General features: G+C 60.2%; 8 protein-coding genes. 2 read left to right on the top strand and 6 right to left on the bottom strand.

Translation table 11 applies throughout. The features are described 5' to 3' along the window. The first annotated feature begins 471 nt into the window (after nt 1-471). Both HDG33_RS01910 and HDG33_RS01905 read left to right on the top strand, forming a co-directional pair. Nucleotides 472-1,062, top strand: a complete 591-nt coding sequence (locus HDG33_RS01910) for a hypothetical protein (protein ID WP_184021898.1) — start codon at nt 472-474, stop codon at nt 1,060-1,062. Nucleotides 1,063-1,363: 301 nt separating this feature from the next. Beyond that, complete coding sequence (locus tag HDG33_RS01905; protein WP_184021895.1) at nt 1,364-1,918, top strand: hypothetical protein; 555 nt, start codon at nt 1,364-1,366, stop codon at nt 1,916-1,918. Nucleotides 1,919-2,212: 294 nt separating this feature from the next. On the opposite strand, the gene HDG33_RS01900 is transcribed toward HDG33_RS01905, so the two are convergent. Genes HDG33_RS01900 through HDG33_RS01875 form a run of 6 tightly spaced genes read right to left on the bottom strand, consistent with a single transcriptional unit; the run spans nt 2,213 to nt 15,800 of the window. Continuing rightward, nucleotides 2,213-5,209, bottom strand: coding sequence for a type III restriction-modification system endonuclease (locus HDG33_RS01900; RefSeq protein ID WP_184021892.1), 2,997 nt, complete (start codon nt 5,207-5,209; stop codon nt 2,213-2,215). Nucleotides 5,210-5,219: 10 nt separating this feature from the next. Beyond that, the gene (locus HDG33_RS01895) at nt 5,220-7,214 is read right to left on the bottom strand and encodes a site-specific DNA-methyltransferase (RefSeq protein ID WP_409258948.1); all 1,995 of its coding nucleotides are present in this window, start codon (nt 7,212-7,214) and stop codon (nt 5,220-5,222) included. A 32-nt stretch (nt 7,215-7,246) separates the two neighbouring features. Further along, nucleotides 7,247-8,086 carry a DUF4391 domain-containing protein gene (locus HDG33_RS01890; RefSeq protein WP_184021889.1) on the bottom strand — a complete coding sequence of 280 codons (840 nt, stop codon included), beginning with the start codon at nt 8,084-8,086 and terminating at the stop codon, nt 7,247-7,249. Beyond that, nucleotides 8,083-9,870, bottom strand: a complete 1,788-nt coding sequence (locus HDG33_RS01885) for a DUF262 domain-containing protein (RefSeq protein WP_184021886.1) — start codon at nt 9,868-9,870, stop codon at nt 8,083-8,085. Before HDG33_RS01885 ends, HDG33_RS01890 begins: the two co-directional genes overlap by 4 nt. Nucleotides 9,871-9,886: 16 nt before the next feature. After that, nucleotides 9,887-12,580 carry an ATP-binding domain-containing protein gene (locus HDG33_RS01880; RefSeq protein ID WP_184021884.1) on the bottom strand — a complete coding sequence of 898 codons (2,694 nt, stop codon included), beginning with the start codon at nt 12,578-12,580 and terminating at the stop codon, nt 9,887-9,889. Further along, nucleotides 12,564-15,800, bottom strand: a complete 3,237-nt coding sequence (locus HDG33_RS01875; RefSeq protein WP_184021881.1) for a helicase-related protein — start codon at nt 15,798-15,800, stop codon at nt 12,564-12,566. Before HDG33_RS01875 ends, HDG33_RS01880 begins: the two co-directional genes overlap by 17 nt. Nucleotides 15,801-15,875: the final 75 nt, after the last annotated feature.

Raw genomic sequence — 15,875 nt, 5'->3', positions numbered from 1 at the left:
TGTAGCTTTTCGGGGAGACGCGCACGATGAACGGTGCTGTTTTTTGAGAGCCGCGGCTTGCAAACCCACGCGCCATCTAGGTGGCGCCCGCGCGACAAACCACACGGGCTGTCTGGCATTTCACAAGTGCCGATAAGAGCCCGGCTTTTCGATCCCATCGCAATTGCGCGCAAAGGTAGCAGCGCTTGGCCATCGCGACGACCGCAGAGTCGCCGAATCCGGTGGGCACAATATTCTGAGTTGCCGGCGAAACCCTGGCATAGCTGCGGGTTGCGAGCTCAAGCCCTAGTGGGAATCATTGCCTCAGCCCTCTCACAAAACGCCGACACATTGATGTCGCGCGCCAATTGGCGCGGGCCGATACTGTGCGATAGCCATGCGCAGAATCTCAGCTGTGAGAAGAGGCCGCGCTATCAAAACCAATGGACTTTTTGCATAAAGTCTCGGCGTAGAGCAGGTCGTGAACCGAGAATGTATCTAAACGCAATCGGTACTTTCATGCCACGACCTCCAGATCCCGCAAGACTCGAAGCGATCAAAGCCATTCGCGAGCTCATCGCTGAACATGGCGATGTTGATGGGCCACGTCTCGCGCGCCTGCGCTTCCCGAATGTACCGGCTCCTACTTGGTACCGGTGGGTCAGTACCACACGCGAAGAAGACCGGAACCTCGTAGAAGAGGCGGCTGCCGCCATACCCCATCCTGCCCGGCCGCCACTCCCCGTAACGGACGAAGGCCGCATCGCGACGAGGCGCGCGATCGATTTCTACCGCGAGCTCGAGGAGATGGTCGAGGACGCTCGGCTATTGGCCGACTATGCGGTCACCATGAACGACGACGGTACGCGTCGCATCAAGAATCCGCAAATGCTTGCGCTGTCACACCGCATGCGAGCAACGAACATGACGATCGCGCTAAAACACTCAGAAATGGTATGGAATGTGGAGCGCCTTGAGCAGATGCATGACGCGATCACTCGCGCGATCTTGCAGGCCGACAGCGAAACCGCCAAGCGGGTTTTTGCCGCCTTGAAAGATGTGCATGACCGCTGGAGCCTGTAGTCCGTTCTATTCACGCACCGCTCCGAAGGAGATCAATGAAAACGTCCACGCCATATTATCTGGGTGACCTAGATGCGTGTCTGGCCGAGATAAACGACGACTTGGTGCTGCTTGAGAAGACTTGTCGCCCCAGCTCGCGTCTGAAGCGCTCATTCGTGAGCCTCCGCCTCCAGGTCGAGGCGGCGAAAAAGCCGATGAGTGAACTCAATAGGAACGGTTCGAATTTGATACACCGGTTCGATACGTCGATGTCAGAGCAAAGCACCTCGGGTGATCGCGGCCATTCCCGAAGTAAGGCGCCATGAAGCCGGATACCCAAAACACATTGTACTTCGAGATCCCAGAGCTTCCCGGCACGCAACATTTTCACTGCGACCGCTTGCGAGCAACGCTGTCAACCGACGCCTGCGGTCATCGTTGGAAGATTGCCGGCGAAGCGCCCACAGATACGCGGTGGCTGATCTGTAAGAACTGTCCTGTCGGCGCTCATCATGCTGGCGAGGTCAACGCGAATCCATCACAGTTACGGGCGGCGAAGCTCTGCGCGCGGTGTCACCTGACTACAACCAGGCTGATTAACAAGTATCTGTGTGTCAGTTGCTACAACCGCCAACGGGAGCAGATTATCGGTGCGAACGCCAAAGGAACGAAGCCAGTTAAGCTCCCTCCCCTGCGCCGTCGCTCAATTAGCTTTTTGACTGATGGTACGCCGAAGACTAGGACGGTCGAGCGCAGCGTTGACGCGCTGGAGTTGATCGTCGCAGTCATACGAGACGAGCCGCATTCAGTACAGTTTGGATGGCAACCGCCGGTAGGAGTGCACGTATTCGGAAAACTTGGAGAGACCGTCGAATGAACGACAGTGACACATATTGGCAGCTTTCCGAGCACTGCTGCCGGGCATGTTTCGGCCGCGTGTTGGTGGCGGATAGCCCGGATGGTAGGTCCCGTTACCGGTGTGCCCAGTGCGGGGCGCGCGGCGAAGGCCGCGACGCCTCCATCATCTGCTGCTGCGGAATCCGGCTCAAGACAGGAGCCGACGCCGGCGTTCGATGTATGTTGAATGACGCGCCTTCGCCAGAATGGACGTCGGAAGTCGTCGCCGGGCAAGTGTGAAACCCCGCTGCGCTGAAGCGCACAGAAAGCGATGTTACTCCATAGTCTTAAGCACATCTCCGAAAGATGTGGCCACGAGATAACGGGCTGGATTTTCGCCATTCCCCAGCGCTGCAAAGTGAGCCTTGCCACACTCGATCTTGGCTTCTTCCTTGCTGCGCCAATCATTGGAGAACAGACTGCTCTTGGTCTCCACCACGAAATACAAACGCTGCATGCCTTCGTGGTCGAACAGGATCGCCCAATCCGGATTGTATGGCCCCAACGGGGTCGGCACCTTGAACCAGCCTGGCAGCTTGGCGTAGAGCAGAACGCCGTCATTCGTTTCCAGATCTTCGACAAAATTGCGCTCGGTATCCGAGTCGTAGATGACGTGCTCGTAGATCGACCGCTTTGCGTTCAACCGGATATTGCGCAGGTAGCCGACGAGCTCGTCGTTGGCGAACAACTCCTGAGCATAGTAATGCTCGTCGCCGATCTTCTGGTACTTGATACCATCTACCAGCGCCTGACGCTTGCAGCGGTTGATGATCTCCGCCGTCTGCTCGATAAACTGTTGTGGGTTACGCTTGAAGTCATCCAGACGGCCGCTGCCGCTCAGGATGGTGATGATGCTACGGCGCGTCAATTGGGTGCGATCCTGCAAGTCGGTTAGAAGGTCCGGCAATTCGATATCCGTCTCGTCCAGTACAACGGTGGCGGCGCCTTCCTTTTCGGTTGCCTCCACGCCGGCCTTGCCAATGGCAATGTCAGCCTTCCGCCACTGCAGTCTCGCCTTGGCAATCGCTGGAGCTTTCTTCAGAACAGAAATGCAGTCATCCAACAGTTTCGCGTTGTCAAACTGCACGCGGTAGGTGGTCTGGTGCTTGATGCGATCCCACAGCGCCTTAAAGTCGTCGGACAGATAGACTGCCTTGCCATCCTTGCCTGCACGTAATGGCACGTCCCTGCGCTCGTCGGCGTTCTTGACGTCCAAACGGCCGGACACCTTGCGCAGAACCTCGACAATCTGATTGCGCCGAGCCTCGAAGGCCTCGGGCAGTGCCAAGGTGCCGGTCTTCAAGGCCAGTTTCAGCGAATCCTGTACCTTGCCCTTGGCATCGACGTGCCCGGCCGCTTTCAAATGATTCCACAATGCCGTGGACTGATCCACGCCGAGCGGCATCAGCGTGCCATCGGCCGCCTTGATAGCGATGGCGGCAAACTGATGCTGCTCCAGTACGCCGAAGCGGATACCTGTGTCGGCCTCAATTTCCTTTTGTAGGTTCTCGGCGAACTGCTCATATGATTCGGTGGCGATGACCGTCAGACGGTTCACCTCGAAGCCGCGCACGCGGTCGCCGTTCTGATCTACGCACAGCCGCAAGCCTCGGCCGATGGTCTGCCGGCGCTCGCGCTCGGAGCCCATTTCCCGCAGCGTACAGATCTGAAACACGTTCGGATTGTCCCAGCCCTCTTTCAGCGCCGAGTGCGAGAAAATGAACTTTAGCGGCGTATCGAAGGCAAGCAGCTTCTCCTTGTCCTTCATGATCAGGTTGTAAGCTCGCTCGGAGTTCTCACGGTTTCCGGCGTTGTTCTCGGCCGTATCTGACCAGCCTCCCTTCTTATCGATGGAGAAGTAGCCGTTATGCACCTCTTCGGCGGCATGAGCCAGATCCACTTCAGCAAACAGGCTATGGTAGGCCGGCAGCTTGGCCGCGCGCCGGTACTCTTCCTCGAAAATGCGAGCGTAGTCGCCCTTCGCTGCATTGCCGTCGGCATCGTACTTGCGGTAGCGCTCGACGGCGTCAATGAAGAACAGCGACAACACCTTGATACCTTTTGGGCGGAGCACCTTCTCCTTCTCCAAATGCTCACGGATAGTGCGGCGAATCAGCTCGCGCTGCACCGCCAGTGCATCAACACCACCATGAGCCTGGCCAATCGCCAAAAACACCTCGCCGCCAGGGTAGCGCAGCTCTAAAAACTCTTCGCCCTTAGCCGTGTGGATTTCGCCCACGCGGAAATGCGCGTAAATCTCGCGACCCTCGGCGGACTGCTGAAGGTCGTCGCCGTCGCAGACCCACACCTCGCGCGGCTTGACCCCCGAATCGGTGTTCACATGAAGCTCCACTTTGGCGCTGATAGCCCCGCGCTTATTGCTGACCGACACTAGGCGCACGAAGGCCTTGTTGTGCGCGTCCTCGATGGTGGCCGCCGCCACCTCGATCTGCTTGACCAGCTTGCGTTCGTAGGCATCTAGTGCGTCGAGCCGGAAGACCATGTGGTACTTGTCTGCATGCGTGGCCGAATAGCGCAGCGTGCACAGCGGGTTCATCGCGTCCAACGCGTTCTTGCCGGCGCCCGTCAGGCCGCCGTCCACGCTCTGCGGCTCGTCCACGATGACGATGGGGCGCGTGGCCTTGATGAGGTCGATGGGCTTCTCGCCGCCGGTCTTCTCGCTGTCCTTATAGAGGTTGTTGACATCCTTCTTGTTAATGGCGCCAACCGTCACCACCATCACCTGAATGTTCGAACTGGTGGCAAAGTTGCGCACCTGCCCTAGCTTGTTGGAGTCATACAGGAAGAAGTCCACGGGCACTCCGGCATATATGCCCTTGAAGTGGTCTTCGGTAATCTGCAACGACTTGTAGACCCCCTCCTTGATTGCCACCGAGGGTACGACGATAACAAACTTGGTGAATCCGTAACGCTTATTCAGCTCGAAGATTGTGCGCAGGTAGACGTAGGTCTTGCCGGTGCCGGTCTCCATCTCAACGGTGAAGTCGCCTGAGGCCAGCACGCTGGAGGGCGCCAAGCCACCGCGCAATTGCACATCGCGCAGGTTCTGCAAAAGCTGGTCGTCCAGCAATGTCAGCCGGTTGCCGACGCCAACATCGGTCTCGGCAACACCGAGCGTTATTTGATGGTCCGGCAACTTCATTGTGACCGTGAATTCGGTGCGAAAGACTTCCTGCCCTCGGAAGAGGTCGCAGACGGCCTCAAGGGCCTGAAGCTGATAGTCCAGATTCGACTCGAAGTGTAGTTTCATGGCCCTGTCCTCACAAACTGCGCACGTTCACAATGCCGTGCTGGTGCAGGATGGCGGCCATATTGGTTTTGGCCACGTCATCGGCGAATGCACTGTCGCGGAACACGCAGGTGGTGTCGCCTGCGGGAGCAAGCTCGTCGTGCCAAGTGACGATGCCATGGGCCAGTGCCTCCACGTCATGTGAAGCAATGGTCGTGCTCAAACAGGCCAGCAGCACGCCGCGACCTACAGCGTGGACAACCTTGCCGTCAAAGGTGCGCCGCTCCATGGGGACACACAAATCAAGCCCGAGCTTGAGCAACAGCTCGTAGAGCACATCGTTCTCGCTCCGGCCATCAAGCAAATGGTCTTGATGGCTGAACAGCGTGGCTTCCAGATCAGCGGGACTGGGGTTCCAGGCGCGGATATTGGAGTGATCGAGTTTGAACACGCGAAAGCCGAGGTCACCCAAGGGTGCGCCACCTGACCTCTTGAGCTTTGCGCTAGCTTCCCGCAATCGCTTCCTCGTGATATCAGCGATGGTTTTGAACTGCTCCTTACCTGTAGGCTCAGGCAATTGGACCAGCACATACCGCCGTTTTGAGCCGTGCGCTGCGTTGACCTTATATATTGCGTGACCTGTGCTGCCCGACCCCGCGAAGAAGTCCAGGACGATGTCATCCGGCTTCGTGGTCAGCTCGATAAGCTCAGCCAGCACATCGGTGTTCTTCGGGAACTGGAACCACCCTTTACCAACGAGTTCCTCCACCTCCAAGGTGGCCGAGCGCCCATCCCGGTAAAAGACCGATGAGAAGGGCTCGCTGTCGATCTCGAAGAGGTAGCTCTTGCGCGTCGGTATCGTAGTTTCGTCCGGCCCGAAGTGAATACGCGGGGGTACTTGGGCCAGCGCCCAATTCGTCTTGTCCTCATCCCATCGCCAGCCAGTTGAGGGCTTCTTGCATGGCCGCCCGGTTGTTGGATGCAATATGTCGTGCCGAGGGCGCGATTCACGACCATCGTCCGGACCGGCAAAGTCAGCCGCGAAGTACAGGCCTCGGTCGTCCGACCAGTTGTAGTGCTTGTGCGACTTACGTGGATCACCCTCAGGCAGTTGGCGGTACCACTCCATCATCGCTGGTCGAATCGCCTGATGATCTGATTTCAGTTCGGCTTTCAGCTCGGTGTACTTCGCCAGCACCTCGTCGGCCCCCTCCTTTGGCAAGCGCCATACGCCCTGGGCAAGCACTGCGGCCTTGTCACGAACATAGCACACGATGTACTCATGCACGGTCGCGATAAGTTTGGCGTCACCCTTCTTTGAGCGCTGCCAAATCACCTGTCCAACGAAGTTCTCCTCGCCAAACAATTCATCCATCACGATTCGCAGTCGAGACAGCTCATTGTCGTCACAGGAGACCATTACCGCGCCCGCTGGATCAAGGAGGGACTTCGCTACTTTCAGACGAGGGTAGATCATGTTGAGCCAGTCGGTGTGAAATCTCCCGCTGGCCTCGGTATTGCTGCTAATCTTCTGTCCTCCTTCCGCCTGCCCCGTCAGCTCTAGATAGTTTTTGATGTTGTCCTGGTAGTTGTCCGGGTACACAAAGTCCTTGCCGGTGTTATAGGGCGGGTCGATGTAGACCAGCTTGACCTTTCCGGCGTAGCTCTTCTGCAGCAACTTCAACACTTCAAGGTTGTCGCCCTCGATCATCAGGTTCTTCGTGGTCTCCCAGTCCACGCTCTCGTCCGGGCAAGGCCGCAGCGTTCCGGTGCTGGGCGTCAGCGCCAATTGCCGGGCCGCGCGCTTGCCGTGCCAGTTCAAGCCGTATTTCTCCTCGGCGTCGGTTACCGTCGCGTCGCCCACAAGGGCCTTCAGTACATCCATGTTGATGGCCGGGCCGTTCGGTCCCTCGGTCACCAGCTCCGGAAACAGCGCCTTCAGTTGGGCCAGGTTGTCGGCCGCCACGTTGGCGGACTGGGCCTCTAGGCTGGTCGCTTCAATCTTCTGCATTTTGGTGTCTTTCACTCGGTCGTTCTTCGTGTGTTGGCATGCGCGGTTCACAGCCGCGCACGCGCCGCGTTCAGGTCTGCCTGCAGGCGCTGCAGCGCCAGGTTCAGGTCCACCTGTTTGGCGATCTGTCGTTCTTTGGCGGCCTGGTTGCGCAGCCGAACCGTCTCTTGTTCGAGCCGTTGGCATTCGCGCAGCGCCTCGCGTTGCTCGGCGGCCTGGGCGGGGTCGGCGGTCAGGCGAAAGCGGCCCGTGATGCGGGCGGCCTCTGCGGCGGTCAGGCAGTCCATCCACCCTTGGTACAGCGCCATCAGATCGTGGTGGGGCTGGCGGTCCAGTGCCAAGGCGTCCAGCAGTGGGCCTGCCACGGTTGCAACGGTGCCGTCGGCGCCGCCCAGTTCGGTGCAGACCAGCTCACCGTCGAGCACTACCTTGCCCGTGTCGTTCTGTGCCGCCCGCTTGTGCGCCAGGCTGACGGCCAGTTGCGCCGGGCGCGTTGGCGCCGAGCCGTCGGTTGCGGCCTCGGTGCCGGACGCCAGTGCCTGGATCAGCAGCATCGGATAGGGCACCGCCCGATGCACCAGCTCGGCCAGCCGCAGCAGCTGCGACGCGTTGCCATGTGTGGTCCGAACCTGCACGCTCAGCACGGCCACTTCCAGGTACTCGCGCCCGTCGGCACGGTACTCGGGTATCGCAACGGTACCGGGCTTCAGCGCGGCAATCCACTGGAGCTCCTCGATGCCGTCGGTCAGCAGGCGTCGGTCGGTGGCCGTCGCAGCGCCATGCTGGGCAAGCATCTTCTTGGGCACGCGCTGCTCCACGCGCGCACGGTCAGGCAGCGCTAGGGCCCTGACTACGTCATCGATGGTGAAGCAGCGTGGGTTGGTCATTGCGTCAAGCCGGCTCCGAAGGCCTTGACGGTGTCCTCGCTGTCGAGGCCTGACACGGTCTTGCCTGTGGCTTGCTCGATGAGGTTCAACAACGCAGCGGCGCGTAAGCGGATGAAGGCGTCGAAGTCGTCGGTCCGGAGGGCCGGTACCGGGATGACGTGCGAGCCAAGGAACTCATCGAGGCTGTGCGGCGGCACCTGTTTAGCCTTCTGGATGCGGCCCAGGTAGACGCTGGGGGCGTCACCGCTGATGAACCGGTTGGTGCCAGCGGCCAGCGGCGCCTTATTGATTACACTGTTCCACTTGTCCTTGGGAAGCTTTTGCTTTTCGCACCAAGCTCGCGGAAAAATGTGGTGGATGTCGATGGCGTTGTTGAAGTAGGTGTTCAGGTCAATGGGCGTACCGCTGACGAAGTCGCGTCCCCCGTGCTTCATCAAGAGGGCGGCGAGGCCCTTGTAGGCCGCCGCCAGGCGGCTTTGCAGCGACAGCAGGCGGGTCGGCGCGAAGTTGGCATCGCGCACCGTCCGCGGCTCTGCGCCGCCGTCCACCCAGGCCACGACATCTTGCATGTCCATCGCAAAGCGCGTCTCGTTGGCGCCGCCGTATAGCTCGCCCAGCACACCACTCCAGTACCAGCGCAGCAGCCTCTGCTTGACGCCGTGCAGCGTTGTCCGTTCGCCCAAATGTGCGCAGATGGCGGCCAGCGGGATGAGCTGCGTGGCGTAAGGCACACTGCGCTCGTCGAAGATCTTTTCCTCAGCCAGCAGCTCGGCCGCACGCTTGAAGCCCAGCTCCAGTGCAGCCTCCAGCGCCTTGAACTCGGTGAGGCCCAGCTTCAACACGTCGGCACGCTTGCAGCTCACCGCCGTCTTCTGGGCCAGGTGGCGTCGGTAGCTGGCCAGCAGGGTGACTGCGGTCAGGAAGCTCGTGCCATCCACCGCCTCCAGCACGTCATGCTTGGCCGTCAGCCGTTCACGGCGGGCGTCCCAGTCGTCGCGCAGGTTGAACTCGTCGGCGGCGAAGGTGGCCGTCATTAGCTCGAAGACGGTGAGCGTTACGCCACCGGTGTTGACCTTTTCGAACACCTGGCAAACTGCCTCGCGTGGGGTGTCCTGGGTCAGTTCGATGGCTGGTACCTTGAACTGCTGGAAGCGCAGCCAAATCGCCTGATCAAAGCGCATGAGGAACATCGCAGGTTCCGAGTTCTGAGCATGATGCTGCGCAAACCCCATCTTCCACGTCATGTAGCCTTCGGCATCGAACAGCAGCGCAACCGGGAACAAGCGTTGTGCGTATTGCAGGTCGGGGGTACTGACATCAAGGTCGACTTTGCGGCCGAAATTTGAAGTGACTTGCAGCGCCTCTGGCACGGAGATGACGGCCTCTTCGCGATCGGCGTCCGGATCCAGGCACTTGGCCATGTCCAGGAAGTAGAGCCGGCGAATGTCGGCACCCTTCTCGGTGCGCGTCGGCACCGGCTGGCCGCTGCGCAGTGACAGATACATCGACGTGAGGCGCTGCTGGCCGTCGAGCACTAGAGTCTTGGGTTTGGGAGCCGGCTGCAGGTGCACGCCCGCGAAAAGGCGGGGCTTGAACGGCACGCCTCCCGCCTCCAAGAACATAACGGCGCCGATAGGATAGGACAGCGACAGGCTCGCAATTAGTGAGCGAATGTGGTTGTCGTCCCAGACCCAGCCGCGCTGAAAGTCGGGAAGTTGAATTTGGCCGGCGGCAATGCCGTCGAGAACATCTTTCAGTGCGGGTTCTGCGGTACGAAAGCTCATGCGGTCGGTCTCTCGGTCACGCCTGGTCAGTGTGGGAGGCGTCCCACGTCACACGGAAGTGCCTGCGCAGGGGTTCCAGTGCGTACGGCAGTTTTGCGGCGCAAGTCACGCCCAGGTACTGGGCTGCACGGGTTGCGCCGACGTACAGAAACTTGTCGAACAGCTCCGGCCGACTGGCGGCCAGTTGGTCGATGCCCACGAAGAAGGCGGCCTCAAACTCCAAGCCCTTGATGTGCTGCACATCGAAGACCCGGACGTTGCTCTCTTGCCCGACAGCTTGACCCTCCCGGCACGCGACCACCTGGATGTTCTGGTCCGCCAGCGCTTCGTTCAGCGCATGGGCGATGGGTTCGACATCGGCCTCGGAGTTGACGAATATTGCAGTAGAAGGGAGGCGCCCATCGAGATACCGGTCAATCCACCGGATCCCTGCCGCCAGCCAGACCACCGAGTCATCGATTGATGCGTACTCCAACAAGATAGGAGGCGCTCCTTCGTTGCTGACTTCGGCCGGCAGGCTGGCATCCTGGTCGGATCCTCCCACGCATCGGATGATGTCGCGCGCCAGTTCGTTGAGCTGGTGGCTTTGACGATAGGCGACGGTGACGTGCCGGATGTCAAAGTCTGGAAACACCCACTGCAGGTCATCAGTAGAGCGCGAGCCCCAAGTGGTCAGGCGCTGGTTGAAGTCGCCGCAGGCAAAGAAGGAGTGCAGACGCGGATGCGCCAAGGCAGCCATGCAAGCAAGCTGGATCGGCGAGAAGTCAGTAGCCTCGTCGACCACGACCTGGCTGCGCAGCGTGGCCAATACAGGCTTCAGCGACGCCCAGGCAGGGCTGTCGATGTCGCGCATTACCGTCGGGCGTTGCAAAAGGTCTCCAGCCGATCGCAGGATCGCCAGCAGCACGACGTCCAGCTCAAGCGGGTTCAATTCGCGGGGCTCGAATCCGGTCTTGGCATACCAACGCCCCTCATCCTGACGCATCTTGCGGAAGGCACGGTAGCGCTTTGGGATACCGTCGATGTACCGCTTTACCGGGTTTGCAAATCGGCGGGCATGGGCTTGCAGGAGCAGGCTCGTGCCGAGCGCTGCCAATTCGGGGGCCGGAAGCGTGCGGTCGCCCAGCCATTCGATGATCTTGCCGTTGCGCGTGGTCCTGTTAGTGGAACGCTTGGCCGCGGCGTTGCGGGCTTGCGCGCGGACGGCTTGCATGTAGGCGGTGATGGCCGCCGCAAGCCCGACTTTTGGGACTGCAACATCCTCGTCGTCCTCGCCGTCTTGATCGTCGTCGGCGTCGCTATCGGCGGTCTGCTGCTGCAGACCTTCAATGAACTTGGCCAGCTCGCTGACCAAGCCTTTGTTTCGAGCCAGTTGGGCGTTTAGTGCGGTCTTGATGGTGTTGTCGGTCTCGTCCTTGAGATTTGCAACAAGGCTCTGCACTGCCGGAAGTTCGCCAACCAGTGCAGCAAACGTCGCGGGCCATGCCCCGTCGTCCTGCAGCCGTGTCTGCAGGCGCTTGCCCAGCTGTTGGGCCGTCGCCAGCGTGGCGCCAACTAGCGCTTGTGTGCTCTCCATCAGCTCCGCCCGGTAGGCGGTGCCTTGCCAGGCCTGAAAGTCCTCGAACCAAGCAATGGGCTGAGCCGCCGCTGCCGGTTGCAGGCTTGTTGCATCCTTGAGTATGAAGGTGCCTCCACCAGTGGCAGTGCGAAGGACACTAAAGGTCTGCCGCGCCAGATCTCGACGATGGTCGCTCCAAGTGCGAATGTTTTGGTCAGGCGCGGGCACGCCTTCGCGGGCGAACGCCTCCTTCAGGTACTGTTTCAGCAGCTCTGTGGGCGTGAACATCAGCCAGCTCTTGCCGTGGGAAACCTGCTGGCTCTGGGCGATTTCTTCGACGATGCGCTGCTCGTCCTCTTCCAAGAACTGGACATCGAGCTTCTGACCCAAGCGCCGAACCAGTGTCGTGGTCTTGCCGGTGCCTGGCGGGCCAAGAAGAAGAACTCGGCGGTTCAGCGGCAGGCGGAAGATCTCATCTTGGAATTGATCCAGCACCGGCTGGTCGCGCAGGCCCATCTTGACGATGACGCTGCGCTTTATGCCCTCGATGACGTTCTGGCTGGCTTCAGCACTCGCCAGCATCTGGGCGACCAGGTCTTCGACCGGTTTGGCCAGCTCGGGATGTAGCGCCAGAAGCTTGCGCAGCGACTCGATGGTGACGGTTGACGCGTCTTCCGACTGGATGACTGTATAGGCGTCCCAGGATCCCGTTAGTTGCGACGGGCGCAGCTGCGCGCGCTCGACGACGATCAGCTCCTTGCCGTCGAGACCGACGTATTCTTCGCCGACAGGGAGGGCAGCCAGGCGACCGGCGGGCGCGCGATAGCTGACCACGCTCAAGTTTGCCATGCCTTGTTCAGCGCGACAGAAATAGTAAGTGGTCCGGTGTCCGTTATGGTCTTCGGCGATGACGCGTGCGATGGCTGGCTCACTAGCCAGCATGCGGTACGCCGATTCGTTGGCCTGGTTCACGCCGTCGAACGCGCGCACCGCGCGATCCGAATTCAGCGTGTTCCCGCCGGAAGCCAGGGCTTCAATGCCCGCACGGCGCGGGGTGGCAAGCCAAGTCCTCGCCGCGCTTGCCACGGTATCCAGCTTGTCCACGACCTCGGTTGCCAGCGGCCCAAAGCGTTGGCTATGCTCCATGCTCATTCGTTGCTCCCTGTGTATCTTGCTTGGGCAGTACCACCATGAAGGCGAGAACCTCGAAATCGCCCGTGCCCGCAAACTCGCCCTTCATCGCATGCGTACCACCGGGAGAGAACAGACTGGCGACTGCGCGCTCTTCGTTCTTGCCGACCACCGAGGCTACGGCCGAGGCAAGGAGCGTCTGCGCGTGGCGCATGTCCTCGCCATGGCGGGTTAGCCTGTCGAACCGGCTGCTCGCCCCAACGTCAGGGAGCTCGCGGCCCAACGCGAGGCGCTTGAGGCGGTCCAGAATGTGCTTGGCCTGCGGGTAGGCCAGCACCGTGGTGCCGTCGTCGCCGACGTGTGCGAGGTAGATCGGCGCCAAGGGATAGTCGCCAGGTCCAGTTCCCGCCCGCGCCGCGTCCTGCCCCGGGCCCTCCGCCCGCAGGCAGAAGATGATACCCGGCTCGATGTCGGCGTCGATGCTGGTCGTAACAGCGTACGCGCCCAGCGGCATGCCTTCCAGCACTGCGGGATGATCGCGGAGGAACTGAGCCAAGTCGATTCGGAAGTCGGTGAGCGTGAGGTCGGTAATCGAGACACCGCTGCTAAGGTCTTCCATGTCGATGACAGAGTCCTGCAGTTTCAGCAGCTGTTTTCGGCGGTACTCGAGGTCGTTCATCGGATCGCCAGACTGCTGCTCAATGATGTTCTCCTCACCGGTGGCCGACACATCCAGCAGCACCATGCGCCCGCTCACCCGCTGTTCCAGCCCGATATATTCTTCCAGTTCCATATTGGGCCAGAAGTTCACCAACTGGATGTTCTGGTTAGGCGAGCCGATCCGGTCGATCCGACCGAAGCGCTGGATGATGCGGACGGGGTTCCAGTGGATGTCGTAGTTGATGAGCCAGTCGCAGTCCTGCAGGTTCTGGCCCTCCGAAATGCAGTCGGTCGCGATAAGCAGGTCGATCTCGCCTTCGCCAGCCATGTCTGCCGGGCGCTCTTTCGCGCGCGGCGCGAAGGCCGACAGCACGCTGCTCATGCTCTTGCGCAAACCGGGCAATGTGGTTTGAATTCCGGCGCTGCCAGTGATCAAACCAGCGTCAATGCCGAGAACGGACTTGACCCACGATGCGAGATTGGCGTACAGGTATTGCGCTGTGTCAGAAAACGCCGTGAAAACAATGATCTTGCGGTTGTCTACGTTAATGGGCGCGCGGCACTTCTGCTCGATCATATCGCGCAGTTTGGCCAACTTGGCGTCACGTGCCGCGTCCACCTGCTGAGCGGCGGACAGCAACGTAGCCAAGCGATTACGGTCTTCGATGAGGTCTTGCCTCCACCGGACCAAGTCCACATCGCTGAGCAACACCTTAACCTTGCGCCCTACCAGCAGCGATTCAAATGCCGAGTCGTCGATGTCCACATCAGCGATATCAATTTCCTCGATGCCCTCGGCATGATTCTCAATGCGGGCCAGCACAGCTTCAACGTCTTTGAGCTGTCGCTGCACGGTCAGTGAAAACGAAGATACGGCGCTCTCCATGCGCTTGAGTACGTTGACGCGCAGCAGGTGAATCAGGCTCTCTTCGCGGTCAGCTTGGCGGAAGAAGCTCTCGCCCCCCCGAATTTCAGTGCTGTATTTCGCGTCGTAGGCGGCCTGCTTGTTCGGCAGCACGTAGCGCAGCGGTGCGTAGCTGGCTAGGTTTAGGCGCCGGATTTCAATGTTGATGTCCTTGATTGCGCGGAATTGGCCCGCCAGATCCACATCGGCCTTGATGTTTATAGGCGGTAAGCGGCCCGGGAATCTGCCTGTCTCGGCCGTGCCGTAGTACTTCTCGATGTGTCGGCGCGAACGCGCGATGGTTAGGTGATCCAGGAGCGTGAAGTAGTCAAAGCCCAACATCTCGACCAGATGGCCCGGAGTGCGCTCGGCCTCGTCCATGTCCAGCCAGCGGTTGAACTGGGTTTGCGCTTTGCGCGTGGTCTGCTCGATGCTGTCGATGCCATGCTCGACCAACGCGGTGTCATCGCCTTCCGTTACAAAGGCAATTTGATTTTTCAGATCAGCCAGGCGGTTGTTGACCGGTGTGGCCGACAACATCAGCACGCGAGTCTTGACGCCCTCTTTGATGATTTTTCGCATAAGCCGGTCGTACCGGGTCTCGGTACCTTGACGCGGCGACTTTTTGTTGCGGAAGTTGTGGCTCTCGTCGATGACTACAAGGTCGTAGTTTCCCCAGTTCACATGACCCAGGTCAATGTCGCCGGAGTGGCCACCGTCTCGCGACAAGTCGGTATGATTAAGTACATCGTAGTTGAACCGATCGGCCGCTAGCGCATTGCGTTTATCGTTGGCCTTGTAGAGCGTCCAGTTGTCGCGCAGGCGCTTAGGAGCAAGCACCAGCACGCGGTCGTTGCGCAGCTCGTGGTACTTGATCACAGCTAAGGCCTCGAAGGTCTTTCCAAGCCCCACGCTGTCCGCAATGATGCAACCACCGAAGCGTGCCAGCTTATCGATAGCTCCGACAACACCATCACGCTGAAACTTGAACAGCTTCTTCCAAACGGCGGTGTTGCGAATACCGGTGGCCGATTTGACGATGCGCTCCTCGTCCAGCTCCTCGCCCCGGTTCCCGAACAGGTGATTGAGGATCAACGCGTAAAGCGTGAACGGTGCATGGTGCCGCCCCATCCTTTGCAAAGCCTCAATCAGGGCAGGCCGGCTATCAGGCTGCGCCTGCAGCGTGGACCATTGTTGATCAAACCAACGGGCAAGCAGCGCCGCCTCGTCGGCTGACTCGGACGCCTGGATCAGATTCAGCGGATTGCCGGGCGTCAGGCCCAAGCCATCTGAACTGAAAGCGAATGAGCCCATCACAACCTGGTCAGCCGTACCGTCCGATGCGCGCATGACGGCGGCGCCTTGCGGCACGCGGCCGTGAGCCCGGCGCAATTCAACACGACCATCGAGCCATTCGGCGCACTGGGTGGCCAGCCAACGGGCTTGCAGCCGATTGCGTGCAGCGCGGTCACCCGCGCCGCCAAGGAAGTCCAACTCGTCGTCAGTCGGGGGGAGGATGAGTTGTACCCTCTCCAGCTTCGCGAAGACATCGCGCAGCTCGGCGAAAGCGAACAACGAGAACGACGGCGTGACACAACCGAATTGCCGCCCCGGCCTTAGATGCGGGCGGATCAGATCAATGACGCGGTCTGAGCCGCTGTTATTTACCAGTTTCACGTCTTTATTTGCGCCTATGTGTGGCTCAACCTCGACTGATGCAGACTCAAATTCGCAATTCCGCCGCCAAGGTGC

The organism is Paraburkholderia sp. Cpub6 (assembly GCF_014201065.1).
Classification (GTDB): domain Bacteria; phylum Pseudomonadota; class Gammaproteobacteria; order Burkholderiales; family Burkholderiaceae; genus Paraburkholderia; species Paraburkholderia tuberum.
This window is presented reverse-complemented; position numbering and strand designations above follow the sequence as displayed.